The sequence below is a fragment of the Methyloversatilis sp. MC4-4 genome (assembly GCF_049843555.1).
Lineage (GTDB): Bacteria > Pseudomonadota > Gammaproteobacteria > Burkholderiales > Rhodocyclaceae > Methyloversatilis > Methyloversatilis discipulorum_B.
In genome coordinates this window covers 328,705-345,048 of sequence record NZ_JBBHZK010000003.1, presented here as the reverse complement: position 1 = coordinate 345,048, position 16,344 = coordinate 328,705, and the positions used below count along the sequence as shown (strand labels likewise).

Genomic DNA, 16,344 nt, shown 5'->3' with positions numbered 1-16,344 from the left:
GCGGGCAGGTCAGGCGACCGCGCCCGGCGCCGTCGTCGCGCTGCGGCCGCGCCGGCGGTAACCGCGCAGCGCGCCGAAGGTGTGGGCCACATTCATGCCCTGGCGCAGCGTGCCGCGCTGACCGGTGAGCATCATCTTCAGCCATTGGCCGGTATGCGACACCAGCTGACGCACGAGGAAGGGCGGCACGCCGAGCAACTCGCGCTCGGCACGCGGCATCCGGTGCTCGCCGAAGCGCAGGCCGCCACGGTAGTGCAGGCGCACGAAATAGCTGCGCTTCAGGCGCCAGGTTTCGACGAAATGGTCGACCACCATGTCCGGCCGGTAGCGCAGCCTGAGTTTACGTTCGAGCAGGGCGCGGAACATGATGGCGTCCGAGCCGCCACCGATCACGTTGCCGATCCGGTCGAAGCGCTTGTCGAAGCGCAGCGTCGGGTCGTCACGGAAGATGCGCATGTCGTAGGCAACGTTGGCGGTCCACACCGGTGTCGTATCGTCCTTGATCCAGAACGCGTCCGGGCCATGGTTCACTTCTGCCAGAAAGCCGAGCAGGTCGTCCTCCAGCCAGTGCGGACGCTGCCCCGGCGCGAAGCTCACCTCGACGCGGCCGCCTGCGCACTGCGCACCTTCGACGGCGATTGCATGGTGAGCCGCAGCGACCAGCCCCGGATGCGGCAGTTCGTCGTCGTCCATGAAAATGAGGATGTCGCTGTCCATCGCTTCGGCGAGTGCGCGGTTGCGCGCAGGCACGATGCCCTGCGTCGATTCGGTCACGTAGCGCAAGGGCGCACCGGGCTGGGCTGCCAGCTTCTCCAGCACGGCCAGCGTGTCGTCGCTGCTGTTGTTGTTCACCACCAGGATTTCGAACGGAACGTCTGCCTGCTGGGCGCGCATCGCGGCGACCAGCGCATCGAGGCGATCGGCGCGGTTGTAGGTGCAGAAGGCGAAGCTGATCATGCAGTCATCCCTGTTGTTTGCCCGCCCGGTCGCCGCGCATGGCGCGCAGCAGCGCGCGATGCAGGGGCAGCGGCAGCAGCGCCGGCAGCATGTAGAGCCAGTCCTTCGGGCGGCCGTAGCCGCTGGCCATGACTGCCCTGAACAACGAGCGGGCAGTCTCCGTGTCGCCCTTCCAGTAACTGACGTAGCCGCGGTGCAGCAGCTCGCCGCTGGTCAAGGCCCGGACGCGCCGTCGGCCGAGCCGTTGCGCGATGTCCGGGTGCGCTGCGAGAAACTTGCGCTGCGCACGCAGGTGGTTGAAGGCGATGCGCGAGCGGTTCTTGGTGATCTGCTCGCCGTCGTGGAAGTGGTAGAAGGCCAGCACCTCCGGCACACGGACCAGAGGCATTACGCTGCCCAGGCGCAGCCACAGGTCGTAATCCATGCACGAACTGAGCGCGGTGTCGAAGGCGCCGTGGCGGCGGATGGCCGCCATGCCGAGCATGGCGCCATGGATGGGCCAGCGGCAGCCGCCGAGCAGTTTCTCGATCTTGTCCGGCGTTTCGTATTCGGGCGGCACGAAGGGCTTGCTGCCCTCGCGGCCGACGCCGATGTTCTGCCAGCCGCAGTAGGCGAGCGCTTCGTCCTCGCGGCCGGCCAGCGCAGCCGACATGCGTTCGAGAAATTCCGGGCGCCAGGTGTCGTCGGAATCGAGAAAGGCCAGCATACGGCCGCGCGCCTGCGCGAGTCCGGTATTGCGCGCCGCGGCGGCGCCAGCGTTTGCCTGCTGCAGCGGCACGATGCGCGGGTCGGCCGCGGCCAGCGCCTGCATCAGCTGCCAGGAGTCGTCGCGCGAGCCGTCGTCGACGATGATCAGTTCCCAGTCGCCGCGCGTCTGCGCCTGTACGCTGGCCACGCTCCGCGCGAGGTGGCGGGCGCCGTTGTAGCACGGCATGACGATGGAGATGGCAGGCGTCACGCCGCGTTGCTCCGCAGGACTGGAGGCGGCAGGGTTGCGGAAGGGGCGAAGGACGGTCGGACGGCGGCGGTCACGGTAGGTGGGCGGATGCGCGAAACTCTTGAGCGTCCCGGAATGCTAGCAGCGCTTGCCGATAACGGCTCTGGTATACGTCACGGCCCGCGGCGGTGACGTCGACGCCCCAGGCAGGCGCCCGGTCCGACATCAGTTGTGCCGCCATGTCCCGATTCACCGCCACCGCATAGTGCGAACCGTCGTAGGTGTTGTCGGTTCGCGCCGTCTGCTCGCCGGGCAGCGAGAAGTCGATCAGGCGCGGGAAGTGCCGGGCGGTCGCGTACAGCGCGTCGAGATAGCCTTCCAGCAGGCCGTGGCGCTCCATTTCGTCGATGCGCCAGGCACTGACCGGCGGCACGTAGGCGAGTACGCGGGCGTCCGGAAAGCGCTTCGTCAGTTCGCCATACAGACGCGCGTTGGCGCTGTCGAACGGAATCGACTGGCGGCGCCGGGCGTCGTTGCGCTGCAGGCCTTCCGCGCTGCGGAAGCGCGCCGGGTCGAAGGCGGGGGCGTCGGCGCGGATGACACAGTCGAAGTTGCGGTCGTAATAGCGCGGCGTGCCGGGCTGGGTCAGCGCCTGCCAGGACAGCGCAAGGCTGCCAGCCGACAGGTAGTCCGCCAGCACGCCGGGCGGTGGGCGCAACTCACGGACGAAGTCCGGAATCGACGGCGGATCGCGCCCTTCGCGCAGAAAGTTGAAGCCATCGACGCCAACCACCACCAGTTTCGGTCGCATGCCGAGGTGGTGCAGGTAGTCGGCGTAGGCGACGAATTCCTCGATCTGCCCGCTGGCGAAGGACAGGTTGAAGCAGCGGTGCGGCGCGAAGGCGTCACCCGGCATCAGCGTGCCGCGCGAACTGCCGAAGATCACGCAGTCGTAATCGGCCATCCGGCGCTGCAGCAGGTTGATCTTGGACAGGCGCTCGTTGAAGTGCGGATTGACGCCGCTGAAGCGGTTGCCGCCGAAATGCCACAGCGGATCGACCGCCGCATTGATGGCGAAGGCGAGGGCGCAGACCGCCGCCGCGCTGAGTGCCGTCAGGGCCATGTAGCGGCGGAAGGAGACGACCGGTCGGCTCATGTGCGTCAGAACTGGAAGTACAGAAACTCGCTGACGCGGTTCAGATGCAGCAGCGCAAAACCGAGGGCGCAGCCGGCGCAGATCGCCGTCAGCCGGGTCGGTCGCCAGGCCAGACTCGACGCCTGTACGCGTTCGAGCGCGGGCTCGAAGCGCGCCATGATCTGCTGCGAATTCGGTGCCAGCCAGACGATGGCAAGCAGGCCGGCGATCCAGAAAGGTGCGTGACCGGACGGGTCGAAGGCGGTGACCGGCACCCCCTGCGTCGCGCTCAGACCGACTGCGTTCAGCGCGGCGGTGAGCTGCCAGGCCAGCGGCCAGTTGGCCGGCACCTGCAATGCGGCGTGGCCGCGCATCGCGTCGATCAGCCGCCAGGCGGCGTCGAAGTCGCTGGCGCGGAAGAACACCCAGGCCAGCACGACGGCGACGAAGGTGAGCGCCGCGCCGGCGAGGCGCTCGGCGCTGCCGGCCGGGCGAGCAACGATGCGCGCACGCAGTGTGCGCCAGCCGTGGTTCACGCACAGATAGGCTCCGTGCAGTGCCCCCCAGACGACGAAGGTCCAGCCGGCGCCATGCCACAGGCCGCCCAGCACCATGGTGAGCAGCAGGTTGATGTAGCGGCGCAGCGGCCCGCGCCGGTTGCCGCCCAGCGCGAAGTACAGGTAATCGCGCAGGAAGCGCGACAAGGTCATGTGCCAGCGCCGCCAGAACTCGATCATGTTGGCCGCCTTGTAAGGCGAATCGAAATTGAGCGGCAGGCGCACGCCGAACATGCGCGACAGGCCGATCGCCATGTCGGAGTATCCGGAAAAGTCGAAGTAGAGCTGCAGCGTGTAGGCCAGTGCACCACACCAGGCCTCGATGATGCCGGGCTGCACGCTATTGCCAGCGGCCGAGAACACAGGAGCGACGAAGACCGCGACGCCGTCGGCCAGCACCACCTTCTTGAACAGCCCGATGACGAACATCGTGCCGCCGACGGCGACGTTCTCCCAGCTGAAGCGGTAGGTCGCCGCGGCGGCGAACTGCGGCATCATTTCCTTGTGATGCAGCACCGGCCCGGCGATCAGGTGCGGGAACCAGGTCACGAACAGGCCGTAGTGGATCGGGTTGCGTTCCTTCACTTCGCCGCGGAAGGCGTCGACCAGGAAGGCGATCTGAGTGAAGGTGAAGAAGGACACGCCCAGCGGCAGCACGATGTGTTCGAGCTGCCAGCCGAAGTCGCCGACCGCGTTCGCGCTATTCACGACGAAGTTCGCGTACTTGAACCAGCCCAGCAGAGCCAGGTCGGCGACGATGCCGAGCCACAGCAGACGCTTTGCGCGTGCCAACGCGCCGGCCGCGTGCGCCGACGAAATCGCTGAACCGACCGTGAAATTGAAGGCGATCGAGGCGAGCAGCAGCAGGACGTGTATCGGCTCCCACCAGCCGTAGAAGGCGAGCGAGGCGATGAACAGCCAGCCCGCGGCGATGCGGCGGTTTGCGCGTGCAAGCAGGAAGAAACCGGAGAAGCTCAACGGCAGGAACACAAGCAGGAATTCCCACGAGTTGAACAGCATTCCGGCTCAGCCTCTTCCGAGCAGAAGCCGGCGCAGCGTCGCCGGCCAGCCCACATCGTTGGTGCCGGCCGCCAGCTTGCGCATGAAGCTGCCGGCGTGATCCGTGTTGTACAGCGTCAGGCGGCGCAGGCCGTAGGGGTCGCCGTCGCGCAGCGCCCAGCCGGTGCGCGTGGTGCAGGCGCCGGCATAACCCGCGTCGCGTACGGCCGCGGCACAGCGTGCGTCCCAGGCGCCGTAGGGGTAGGCGAAGCTGCGCACCTGCGCGCCGGTGATGTCTTCCAGCGCTGCGCGTGAATCGCGCAACTCGTTCGCCAATGCGTCGTCGTCGAGCGCCGGCAGGCGGAGGTGATTCACGGTGTGCGAGCCGATCTCGATGCCCGATTCCGCGAGAGCACGCAATTGCGCGCGGTCGAGCAGCGTCAGCGGAGGGCGGTTCGTCGAGCTCCAGCGTGGCGCTTCGCCGATCGAACCGGTCACGATGAAGCAGGTGGCACGCATCTGCCGTTCGCGCAGCAGATCGAAGGCGGCCAGATTGTCCGCATAGCCGTCGTCGAAGGTGATGACGGCGACCCGGCCCTGCCAGCGCAATGGCTCGGCCAGCAGTTCGCCCATGGTCGGCGTCGCCCAGCCACCTGCCTGCAGGATGTCCATCTGCGCGCGGAACTGCTGCATGGACACCGCCCACGGCCAGTCCGGCCGGCCGCTTCCCGCAGCCACCGAGTGGTACATCAGCATGACGGGTCCGTGCCCGCCGGCCCGGCGCAGCAGCAGGCGCGAGACCGGATCGCTCATTTGCGCGGCTCCGCACGCAGGAAGGGGATCTTCGCCTTCCATTTCTGCCGCTCGCCGGCAAGCGCTCCGATCGGCAGGAAGAGAAAGCACAAGCCGTAGACGGCCGCGCTGCAGCCGCCGACGACGATCAGGTGCAGCAGTTCCGGCAGATTGCGCGCGTAGTGCTCGAGCGGCAGTGCAACGGCGACCATCAGGACGGCCAGCAGCAGCGCCGGCGTCAGCGCGCCGAACAGTTCGCGCCAGCGGGTGCCGAGGCAGCGCGACGCCAGCCAGTACATATGCGTGGCGTTATAGACGGCGACCGCGATCAGCGCCGCCGCGACGCCGTTCAGTCCGTACTCGAGGCCAGCCAGCGTGGCGCCGCCGGTCAGCAGCAGCAGCGCGATCTGCACCTTCAGTTCGCGGTGCAGCCAGTTGCGTGCGGCCAGTACGGCCCCGCACAGGTTGGCGATCATCAGGAAGGGGCTGGCGATGGCCAGCAGCGACAGCGGCCCGGCGGCTTCGATCCAGCGCGCGCCGTACAGCACGTTCATCATCGGCGCCGACAGCAGGTGCAGCAGCACATAGAACGGCGCCGCGTACACGGCGACCAGCCGGATGCTGTGCAGGAACATGTGACGCGACTTCGCGTCGTCGTGCTGCTCCCGCGCCAGAGCGCGGAACAGCACCTGATAGACCGAGCCGACGATGAACATATTGGGCATGCGCACCAGGCTGTCGGACTTGTTGAACAGACCGACCGCGCTCATGCCGAGCGTGCGGCCGAGCACGAAGTTCGACGCCTGGTTGCGCAGATACACGACGATGTCGTTCACCGACACCAGAAAACCGTAGCGCGCCAGTTCTCGACCGCGTGCGAACTCGAAGCTCAGGCCGGGCCGCCAGCGCGCAATGAATGCCAGGGCGATGGCATTGGCGATCGATCCCGCCATGCCGCCGAGCACCAGGCTCCACACGCTCCAGCCGGCAAAGGCCAGCCCGATGCTGGTGCCACTGGCCACGAACAGCGTGATGACGCGGGCGACGGTCTGCGCCTTGAAGCGCATTTCCCGGTGCAGGATGCTGTTCGGCAGATTGACCAGCGGTCGCGTGATGAAGGTGAGCGCCGACACGCGCAGCAGCTGCTCGTACAGCGGCGTGTCGTACCAGCGGGCGAACCATGGGGCGGCGCAGAAGAACACCGCGTAGATGGCGATGCCGATCAGCAGCTGCAGCGTGAACACCACGTCGTAGTCGTGCTTCGTGGCCTCCTTGGCGCGCACCAGCGCCTGACCCATGCCGCCGCCGGAGACGAAGCCGGCCAGACCGGTGAACACCTGTATCGTCACCAGCATGCCGAATTCGGCCGGCGCGAGCAGGCGCGCCAGCACGATGCCGAAGGCGAAGGTGAGTATCTGGATGCTGGTGTTGCCCAGGAAGAGCCAACCGACGCTGTGTCTGAAGCTGTGACTGGCGGCCATGCGGGCGAATGAAGGGGCAGGTTCCGGAAGATCCGCCTCTGCGGCGGGAGTGATCGCGAAAGTATCGCATCAGACAGGGCCGATGCCTTGCACACCCTGTCACGCCGTGGCGCAGGCCAGCGTTGCCGGTCTGAAGCCAAGCGTTAGCTGCGTCGCTGTTCGCGGGACGCTTCGCGTGCTCTACTGTTCGACCTTCTGACCCACCGGAGAGACCTTGCATGCTTTCGTCGATCCTGCGATCCCCATCCTCCCGCAGCAGGCACCTCCTCGTCTGCATGCTCCCGCTGTTCGTGTTCGCTGCAGATGTCTCAGCGCGCAGAAATGAGACCACCAACTGGACGGAGCAGGACTTTGCGCTGTATCCGCCGTTCTGTCGCGCACGTATCGAACGCGAGCCGAAGGAACTTGTGGATTACTGGACGCAGCGACTGGGCCCGAAGAACTACCTGCATATCCACCACTTCTGTTTCGGGCTGAAGGCGCTGAATCTGGCTTACGCCAATCTGAACAACAAGCAGCAGCGCGAGTTCATGGCCAATGCGGTGGTCGGCAACTTCAACTACATCATCGACAGCACGGAAAGAACCTTCTATCTGCGACCGGACGCCTACGTGAATCTCGGCCGCGGCCACCAGCTCCGCGGGGAGTACGACATTGCACGGCAGAAGTTCTACGAGGCGCTCAAGCTCAATCCCAAGCTGGTCGACGCCTGGGTCGCGATGAGCGACATGTACTACCAGGCGGGCAAGAAGTCGGATGCGCTGTCGGTGCTCATGCAGGCGAGTGAGTACTGCGGCGAGAACAAGAAGATAGACCTGCGCATCGCCGAGATGCGTGCCGCGGGAATCAAGCCGGCGGCGATCGAGGTGGTGCCCGTTCCCAAGCCCAAGCCGGCGGAAGCGCCGCCGGCCGCAGAGGGCGCAGCGGCTCCGGAAGCGGCGCCGGCCGCCGAGTCGGCGTCCGCAGCGGAGCCGGGCGCGACGACGACTGCTCCCGCGGCTGAGCGGGCGCCTGCAGCAGCCGAGTAAGCGTTCTCAGTCGGCGCGCAGCCGCCTGAGCAGCAGCGCCAGATGACCTGCCCGTGGCGCCAGGCGCAGCGAACGGAGGAAATCTCGCCAGAATCCGGGCGCGACACCCTGCGTCGCCCAGCAGCGGTCGAACAGGGCGTTGCCCAGCGCACGCCCGAGCAGCCGGCGATGTTCGGCTTGCAGCACCGGCTGCAGCCGCTCGAACAGCGCGCGTTTCATTTCCACGTCGTGCTCGTGCATGCGGCTGGCCAGCGCGGCCTGTGAGAAATAGCTCTGACCGTCACGCCGCCACTGGTAGAGCGGCCGATCGACCAGCACGCAGCGCAGCCCACGTGCTGCCGCCTCGAGCGCCCAGGCCGATTCGGGCCAGTGGTCGTTGCACATTGGGCTGACCGCATCCAGGGCGGTGCGCCGGAAAACCGGATGCTGGAATGCAGCCGGCACGCCGAGCAGCAGCGCCGCAAACAAGCGACCATCGAAGGTGATGACGCATTCGTCGTCTCCGGCGCGGGCGCTCGCGAGGCGCAGCGTTCGTCGTGTCGCGCTCCGCTGTCGCAGATTGACCTCATCCGACTCGTTACCGAACGCGTCTACGCCGATAAAGGCCACGTCGGCGTTGCGCAGCGCCAGTGTGGCGGCGGACAGGGCTTCCGGCGCCAGCCTGTCGTCGTCGTCCAGCTGGGCGATCAGTTCTCCGCGGGCAGCGGCGAAGCCGCTGTTGCGCGCAGCAGCGACGCCGCGCGGCTGATCGTGGCGGACCAGGCGCAGCCGCCCGTTGACGACGGCTTCCAGCGCAGCGGCATCGATCGGCGGCGTCGAGCCGTCGTCGACCACCACCACTTCCCAGTCGGTACAGGTCTGTGCGGCGATCGAGGCGAGTGCCTCGCGCAGCAGTGCGGGCCGGTTGTGCGTCGGCACCACCACCGATACGCGCGGTACCGTGCTGTCCGTGATCGCGCTCATGTCCGCCAGGCGGCGACGCGATGGCGCAGCGCCTGCCGCCACTCGCCACGCTGTCGCGCCAGCATCGCGGTGCCGATGCAGGCGTCGCGCAGGGCACGCCGGGCCGCCGGCAGCGCCCCGGTCATGTCTGCTGCGCGCAGATGGGCGCACAGTTCCTGCAGCGCCTGGATGTCGCCGCGCGCCTGCTCGTAGCGGTCGCCCGAGGTGTTGTTGGCGTGCTGGCGGTAACTCACCAGTGTTTCCGCCTGATAGAGGATGGGGGCGTGTGCGGCCGTGCGCAGCCACAGGCTGTAGTCGTCGGCCCAGAAGCCGCGCTGTGGCAGGAAGCCGCCGGCCGCCTCGTAGGCGCTGCGGCGGACCATCACCAGCGAGGCACTGAGAATGAAGTTGCCGTGCAGCAGCGCGTCGAGGATGCGGCCGCTGCCGCGCAGGCCGTAGCCCGAGCCGGTGGCGGCCAGCAGCTTGCCGTCGGCGTCGATGCGCCGGTGATCGCAGTAGGTGGCGCCGGCTTCCGGAAAGCGCTGCATCAGGTCGACCTGGCGCGCCAGCTTGTCGACGTCCCACACGTCGTCCTGGTCGATGAAGGCGATCAGTTCGCCGCCGGCAGCGTTGGCGCCGGTGCGACGTGCGTGCGCCTGGCCGTGATTGGTCTGCGACACGAGCGTGATCCGGTCGCCGTAGCGCTGCAGCAGCGCAGCGCTGCCATCGGTCGAGCCGTCATCGACGACGACGACGCGCGCAGGCGGCAAAGTCTGGGCGAGCACCGAATCGAGGGCTTCGGCCAGATGTGCTGCGCCGTTGAACAACGGCATGACGACGCTGATCGACGGCGCAGCCATGGCGGCTCAGCGTTGCGGTCGCGCCACGAAGGCGAACTGCTGCGGCTTGAATTCGGCCAGCCAGCGATCGAACAGGCGGAAGGCGAGGCGGCGCAGCGGTGACGGCGACCACCACGATTCGTTGATGCCTTCAACCGCGTCGATCCGGTAGCCGCAGTCCTCGATCATGCGCAGTGCGCTCTTGCGGGTGAAAAAGCGCAGGTGGGTGCGGTCGCGCACACCGCGGCCTTCGTAGCGGAAATCGCGTTCGAGCAGCATGTGCGCGACGTTATCGACGTGCAGCAGATTGGGCAGCGAAATGATGACGACGCCGTCCGGCGCCAGCCAGCGCTGCGCCAGTTCCAGCGTCTGCCACGGCGCTTCCATGTGCTCGAGCACGTCGTTGAACACGATGGCGTCGAAGTGGGCGTCCGGCAGCGCGCAGCCGGCCGCCATCGGCTCTGCGAGCACGCGGTCGAGCCGGGTTGCTGCCAGCGCCGCGGCGTCGGCGGCAGGCTCGATGCCCCATACCTCGATGTCGCGCACCTGTTTCAGCGCGTGGCCGAAGGCGCCGGTGTGGCAGCCGACGTCGAGCAGCCGGCGCGCGCCGGCGGGCACGAAGCGCTGCATTTCGCTGCGCGGGGAATCGGGGTAGCGCTGGATGTCGCTCACGGATCAGAAGTCGAAATAGATGAAACGCTGTGTGCTGCCGCCGAAAATTACCACACACAGTATCGCAGCCGCATAGACGCCACCGCGCAGCAGCGGGGTCACCCGCGACCAGCGGTCGAGGCCGCTGGCGCAGGCGCTGACGATGCGCGATTCGAGCAGCACCAGCACGCAGGTGAGTGCGGTCAGCAACCAGACATAGCTGCGCACCACCGGCGGACTGGCGTCGCTGCCGGCCAGCCCGGCCATGCGCGCGCAGATGTCGAAGGCTTGTGTGGTCGATGCGGCGCGGAAGAACACCCAGGTGACCCAGACCACGACCATGCTGCAGCCCCAGGCGAGCACGGCGTAGGCGATCTGCCCGGCCGGCGCCTGCGGCTTCGGCAGCCAGGGCTGGACGACGCGGTGCGCCACCAGCCAGGCGCCGTGCAGGAAACCCCAGATGACGAAGGTCCAGGCGGCGCCGTGCCACAGGCCGCCGAGCACCATGGTGATCATCAGGTTGGCCAGCGTGCGTGCGTAGCCGGCGCGGTTGCCGCCGAGCGACACATAGAGGTAGTCGCGCAGCCAGCGCGACAGCGTGATGTGCCAGCGCTGCCAGAATTCCTGCGGGCTGCGGCTGATGTAGGGGTAGCGGAAATTGCGCGGCAGATCGACGCCGAAGCCGCGCGCCAGACCGATCGCCATTTCGCTGTAGCCGGAGAAGTCGAAGTAGATCTGCAGCGCGAAGGCGGTCACCGCCAGCCACGCGGTAGCGGTATCCAGCCGCGACGGATCGGCCCACAGTTCGTCGGCGAGGCCGGCGAAGTTGTCGGCAAACAGGATCTTCTTGATCAGCCCGCCCATGAAGATGAGCGCACCGACCTTGAGGTCACGCGCCTGCAGCGGCCCGAGGCGCTCCAGCTGCTCGACCAGTTCGGAGGCGCGCAGGATGGGACCGGCCACCATGTGCGGGAAGAAGCTGATGTAAAGCCACCACGAGCGGAATGAAATGCGCGTGGTCCATTCGCCGCGGTACACGTCGATCATCACCGAGAGCATGTGGAAGGTATAGAAGCTGATGCCCAGCGGCAGCGCCCAGTGCGTCCAGCCGCTGTCCAGCCCGGTGTCGGCGTGGCCGGCGAAGGTGGCGACGGCGATCGCCGTGTCGATCAGCATGCCCAGGTACTTGATGCCGCCGAGCAGCGCCAGATTGAGCACCAGCGCGATCACCAGCGTGCGCTTGCTGCGCGTGCGCGACAGCGCGCTGTAGAACAGGTAGTTGATGCTGACCGACAGTACCAGCAGGATGAGGTAGGCCGGCTTCCACGAGGCATAGAAGATGAGGCTGCCAGCCAGCAGCACGACCGCGCGTTGCGGCTGCGTGTGGCACAGGCCGTAGATCGCCAGCAGCGCAGCGAGGAAGACGAAGAAGACGGGTTGGCTGAAGATCATCGTGCGGACTCCCGCTGCCAGGCCTTGCCCAGGGCGGCGCTGTACAGCTGGGCGCCGCCGTCGTTCAGGTGACCGGGGTCGGCGAAGTGGTCGGGTTCGAGTGCGGGTACATCGACCTGGAGCCAGTGCGCGCCCAGTGCTTCCAGTGCAGGCGTGACGCCGGCGTAGGGGCCCGGCGCGGCGCCGGGACCGAAGGCTGATTCGCGGCCGAACAGTGGCGTGGCGATCAGGTGCACGCGCACGCCTGCCTTGACCAGGCGATCGACCAGCATGTGCATCGCATCGACCATGCGCGGATCGGGCGGCGCACGCGTGCCAGCCTCCTGCGCCATCAGCTGTTCGCGGTTCTGGAAGCGGCCCTTGAAGCCGGCGCGGTAACCCATGTTCTGCGCGGCGCTGCCGCCCACCGGTTCGACTTCGCCGACCGTTGCCTCGGCGAAACGCAGCAGTTTGTCCGGTTCGCGCAGTTGCCGCAGATTGCCGCTGTAATACCAGGTGCGCAGCAGCGAGCCGAACAGCTCGGCATGAAAGCCGCCGTCGAGCAGTGCTTCGCGCTCGGCGAGAAAGCCGTAGTAGCCGAGCGAGTCCTCGTGCTGGAACAGCGTTTCGTCCAGCGTGATCAGTACGTCACTGGGTCGGGCGCCGGCTTCGAGCAGGCGGTCGGCCACGCCGTGCAGCACCAGTGCGTTGGCACCCGGCATGCCGAGGTTGAAGGCGCGTACACCGCTCGGCGATCCGGCCGCGGCGAGCAGGGCGTCGGGCGCGATGCCGTTGTCGGCGCGGCTGTTGCCGAGCACCAGCAGCGACGGCCGGGCGTGCTCGACAAAATCGATCTTGTCGGTGGCGCGACCGACCGCGAACACGGCGCGGTAGCGTTGCAGTACCGCGTCGCTATGCAGCGCCAGTTCGAAGCAGGCCAGCAGGGCCAGTGCAATCCATGCCGCCGGACCGAGCGCGGCCGTCCATCCTCTGTTCATCGGGATACCCAGGCGCGAAGTTGATCTATCCATCCAGCGGCCGGCGCGCGCGTGCCTTCGCCCTCGACGGTGAGTGTGCGGCGGCTGCCGTCAGTCAGCGTGACGGTCGCCTCGACCGCCAGTCGGTCGTGCGGGTAACGCAGCGCCAGCCGGCGGCCGGGCAGCGTGATGTCGGCGACGATGCCGTCCGGCTGTTCGACCACCGTGGCGTCCATCGGCGGCAGTGCGCCCAGACCCGGGCGCAGCACGACCAGGAAGCGGTCTTCGAGTGCCGGCGCGGCGGGCGAGATTTCCAGCCGCCAGGCGCCCGGTTCGAGGTCGGACGGGCCGCGCGCGATATTGGCGGCCAGCGTGCCGTTCTCGTCGAAATTGCGGCCGTCGACGAAGAACTCGAAGCCCTTGCCGCCGATCGGCACGATGCGCGCGTCGCGCGGGTAGAGCACCTCGCCCTCCAGCCGCGGCAGGCCGGCGACCTGCATCACCGGCGCGCGTTCGATCACGAAGCGCCGGCCGTCGATGCGTGGCGCCTCGGCGCTGTGCAGCAGCCAGCGCTTGGCGAATTCGGCGCGCGTCGCTTCCAGCGTGTCCTGCACCACCAGCATGTCGGCCGCGCGGTCATAGACGAAGATGCGCCAGGCACGCTCGACCCGCCGCGTGCGGTGATGGAAGCTGTGGGCGCCGGTCTGCGCGCTGGTGTAGGCGGCGGTGATGTCGGCCAGCGCGATCAGCAGGCCGTCCTGCTCGACCACACGCACCATGCGTCCGGTGTGGAAGTCGTCGTATTTGCCGCGCCAGTCTTCGATATCCATCGGCGCGGCGTGCAGGTCCCAGCCGGAACCGACGCGGCGCTGGCCGCCGTCGTTGGCGATGGTGCGCGGCTTCTTGTTCTGGCGCGCCGGCATCGGCAGCGTGTCGGCCGGATCGGTCACCGTCAGCGTGTTGTGGGCGATGGTCTGGTAGTGGTAGTTCAGATGGTGGTCGGTGCCGTAGCCGCAGTAGCAGCCGCTGTCCAGGGCCAGCGGCGCGCCTTTGTAGAGCGTGAAGCTGCCCTGGTCGAGATGGCTGTGCGACCAGTAGTTGTCGCCCGCCTTGAAGCTCAGATGGGTGGCGTCGTCGCGCCAACTGCTGCGGATGAGCAGCCAGCCTAGGCCGTCGGCGTAATGGGTGAGCGGCTGTGTCTGCACGGCGACCGGCGAGTACAGCGTGGGGTCGGTGAGTGGACCCCAGGGCCAGGAGGTCGGGGCCGGCTTGCGATCGGGCTTGCCATACAGCGTGTAGGCGGCGGCGTGGCGGTATTCGAGCGCCAGCGCCAGCGCGTCGTCCACTGCGCGGCGGCCGAAACGGCCGTCGCCGATCTTGACGCTGCTGCCGTCCGGCAGCTGGCGCATGACCAGAAAATCGAGGAAGCCGCGCAGCGCCGGCTCCTGCCGGAACAGATCCTCGCCGGTGGCCGATCGCCACATGGCGGGCACCTGGTAGATGGCCTGGCCGATGCCGATGCCGACGTATTCGTTGCCTTCGTGCCAGCCGCCGTTGCGCCCGCCGATCTGTCGCCACACCGGCAGCACGCGGTTGATCCAGTAGTCGTAGGTGAAGGCCATCACCGGCACCGCGCGCGGATCGTCGCCGTGGATGGACAGCGCGCAGGCCATCAGCGCCTGGAAGGGCGCGTTGTACAGATAGACGTTGTACGGCGACAGCGCCTCCATCCGGATGACGCGGATCTGGTGATTGCAGGCCTCGATCACCTTGTCCTTCAGCTTCGGCATCAGCTCCGGCGGTACGCGGTCGTGCAGCCAGTCGTAGACCTGGGCGATCGGCTTGGTCTGAGCGTGGCCGCGCCAGTTGGGCTTCATCCGTACGACGCGCTCGACGATGACACGCACATCCTGGGTCTCCGGCGCCAGCACCGCCGCCTCGATCGCTGCGCTCAGATCGCCGCTGCCGCCCCTGGCGCGCTTGACGAGCTGACCGATGTAGTCCGGATTGTCGGCGCGCAGGCGGGCGATATCGCCCGCCGACGGGTAGGGCAGGCGCGGATGCGCGTGGCGGAAGCCGGGCAGGGCGGGCACCTGCAGTTCCTCGGGCAGCGGCAGCGTCGGTTTGCTGCGCGCGGAGGCGAGTACGGTCGGCGGCGGCGTGCGTGCGAGCGACCACACCGCGCTGGCGCTGCTCAGCAGCAGTGCGGCGACCAGCGTGAACGCCAGTCGCGGGCGCACCGGTGAGCGCGGCCGCGGCGCTTCACCGGCAGCCGGCGCCAGATGCCGGACCGTCAGCACCGCGCCGGCCAGCGCCATCGCCACCGTGGTGATGTCGGGCGTGCGGCCGGGCACGTACTGCTGCATCCATTCCAGCCCGAAGGCAAGGCCGCCGCAGGTGAGCACGATGCCTGCGGCGGCGCCGCGTCCGCCGCCGGACAGTCGGTGCAGCGCCGCGGCCAGCGCGACATAGGGCCAGAAGGTGTCGATCAGCACACTCAGCCCCTGCATCGGGTTGTTCAGGTGGGCGACGAAGGGCGTCCAGTTCAGCTGCCGCAAGGCGCCGGGCTCCGGTGTCAGTTCGACGATGGACAGCGCCAGCACCATGGCCAGCGCCGCCAGCGCCGGGCGCGCCGGTTTGAGACGGCGCGGCAGTGCCAGCCCGCACAGCAGGCCGGCCGCCGCGCCGGCCAGCGCTTCGGCCGAAAGCTGGCGACTGATCACCGCCACCTTGAGCAGCAGCACTGCCAGCACGAACAGCCACAGAAAGCGCGTCAGCGACGCCGAGCGCTGGCGGGCGTCGCGCGCCAGCAGCGCGAGGGCGAACAGTGCCAGCGCGTAGCCGGCCATGCGCGCGAAATCGAAGCTGGCCGGATCGCCCAGCGTGGCTGCCAGCGGTGCGAGGCCGTTGCGCAGAGTGCCGAGGTCAAGCGAGGGCACGAAGGGCGACAGCTGCGACAGGGCCCAGCCGGCAATGGACGCGAGGGCCAGATCGGCGTCGCGCGTCGGCTGGAAGCTGCGCGCGCGCCAGGCCTGCAGGCGCGCAACCAGGCGCCAGCGCGGCGTTAGCAGTGCGGCGATCGTGGCGCCGACCAGCCCGCCGGCGGTGTTCAGGATGAAGTCGGCCAGCGAGGGCACCCGCTGCGGCAGATGCGCCTGCGCAGCTTCGACCCCGAAACTGAGGGCGGCGGCGAAGGCCGTCGCCAGCGCGATCGACAGCAACGCCGGCCAGCTTCGCGTCAGCCAGCGCAGTCCGATGCCCAGCGGTATGTATATGAGGGCATTGACGACCAGATCGGGCGCCGACAGCGCCTTCGTGTTCCACACGCCGAGAAAGGCCAGCGCGTCGGCGGTCGGTCGCCAGCCGGTGAACGGGTAGAGGCTGCCCCACAGGATCAGCGCGGTATAGACGACGCATGCCGCGAGGACGTTCCGGGTGTGGCGCGCTTCGAAGGGCATGGACGGAGGCGAGGGGGCTGGCTGACGGAGGACGTGCGCGGCGATTATCCGGACCGGCACCGGCGGCCGATAGGGGGTGGCGGCGGCTTGTCGCTGCCGGAAGTGCCATCAGTCACGATCGGCGGCGGGCCGGAACGGGAGTCGGCGACCGGTCTGTGCG

At 68.2% G+C, this 16,344-nt stretch carries 13 protein-coding genes; 1 reads left to right on the top strand and 12 read right to left on the bottom strand.

What is annotated here, in order from left to right:
- Positions 1-9: 9 nt before the first annotated feature.
- The 6 genes from WDZ97_RS14605 to WDZ97_RS14580 form a co-directional block, all read right to left on the bottom strand.
- On the bottom strand, positions 10-957 hold the full coding sequence (locus tag WDZ97_RS14605; protein WP_425763228.1) for a glycosyltransferase family A protein: 948 nt from the start codon (positions 955-957) through the stop codon (positions 10-12).
- A gap of 4 nt (positions 958-961) precedes the next feature.
- Positions 962-1,915 carry a glycosyltransferase family 2 protein gene (locus WDZ97_RS14600; RefSeq protein WP_425763227.1) on the bottom strand — a complete coding sequence of 318 codons (954 nt, stop codon included), beginning with the start codon at positions 1,913-1,915 and terminating at the stop codon, positions 962-964.
- Between the two features lie 70 nt (positions 1,916-1,985).
- Entirely contained in the window at positions 1,986-3,050 is a 1,065-nt protein-coding gene (locus tag WDZ97_RS14595; protein WP_425763226.1) for a hypothetical protein, read from the bottom strand.
- 5 nt (positions 3,051-3,055) lie between these two features.
- Complete coding sequence (locus WDZ97_RS14590) at positions 3,056-4,606, bottom strand: MBOAT family O-acyltransferase (protein ID WP_425763225.1); 1,551 nt, start codon at positions 4,604-4,606, stop codon at positions 3,056-3,058.
- 6 nt (positions 4,607-4,612) lie between these two features.
- Positions 4,613-5,398 (bottom strand): polysaccharide deacetylase family protein, encoded by a 786-nt coding sequence (locus tag WDZ97_RS14585; RefSeq protein WP_425763224.1) that lies wholly within the window; start codon positions 5,396-5,398, stop codon positions 4,613-4,615.
- Entirely contained in the window at positions 5,395-6,858 is a 1,464-nt protein-coding gene (locus WDZ97_RS14580; protein ID WP_425763223.1) for a lipopolysaccharide biosynthesis protein, read from the bottom strand. The genes WDZ97_RS14585 and WDZ97_RS14580 overlap by 4 nt, the downstream gene beginning before the upstream one ends.
- 275 nt (positions 6,859-7,133) lie before the next feature.
- Between WDZ97_RS14580 and WDZ97_RS14575 the strand changes: the two genes are divergently transcribed.
- Positions 7,134-7,886 (top strand): tetratricopeptide repeat protein, encoded by a 753-nt coding sequence (locus tag WDZ97_RS14575; protein ID WP_425763222.1) that lies wholly within the window; start codon positions 7,134-7,136, stop codon positions 7,884-7,886.
- A 6-nt stretch (positions 7,887-7,892) separates the two neighbouring features.
- Here WDZ97_RS14575 and WDZ97_RS14570 read toward each other — a convergent pair whose 3' ends face one another.
- From WDZ97_RS14570 to WDZ97_RS14545, 6 genes are read right to left on the bottom strand one after another with little or no spacing between them, the layout of a single operon-like run.
- Positions 7,893-8,849: a glycosyltransferase family 2 protein gene (locus tag WDZ97_RS14570; protein ID WP_425763221.1), complete on the bottom strand. Its 957-nt coding sequence runs from the start codon at positions 8,847-8,849 to the stop codon at positions 7,893-7,895.
- Positions 8,846-9,688, bottom strand: coding sequence for a glycosyltransferase (locus WDZ97_RS14565; protein WP_425763220.1), 843 nt, complete (start codon positions 9,686-9,688; stop codon positions 8,846-8,848). Before WDZ97_RS14565 ends, WDZ97_RS14570 begins: the two co-directional genes overlap by 4 nt.
- A gap of 6 nt (positions 9,689-9,694) precedes the next feature.
- Complete coding sequence (locus WDZ97_RS14560; RefSeq protein ID WP_425763219.1) at positions 9,695-10,339, bottom strand: methyltransferase domain-containing protein; 645 nt, start codon at positions 10,337-10,339, stop codon at positions 9,695-9,697.
- 3 nt (positions 10,340-10,342) lie between these two features.
- On the bottom strand, positions 10,343-11,770 hold the full coding sequence (locus WDZ97_RS14555; RefSeq protein ID WP_425763218.1) for an MBOAT family O-acyltransferase: 1,428 nt from the start codon (positions 11,768-11,770) through the stop codon (positions 10,343-10,345).
- Positions 11,767-12,747, bottom strand: coding sequence for a hypothetical protein (locus tag WDZ97_RS14550; protein ID WP_425763217.1), 981 nt, complete (start codon positions 12,745-12,747; stop codon positions 11,767-11,769). The genes WDZ97_RS14555 and WDZ97_RS14550 overlap by 4 nt, the downstream gene beginning before the upstream one ends.
- The gene (locus tag WDZ97_RS14545) at positions 12,744-16,184 is read right to left on the bottom strand and encodes a VanZ family protein (RefSeq protein WP_425763216.1); all 3,441 of its coding nucleotides are present in this window, start codon (positions 16,182-16,184) and stop codon (positions 12,744-12,746) included. Before WDZ97_RS14545 ends, WDZ97_RS14550 begins: the two co-directional genes overlap by 4 nt.
- Positions 16,185-16,344 lie beyond the last annotated feature (160 nt).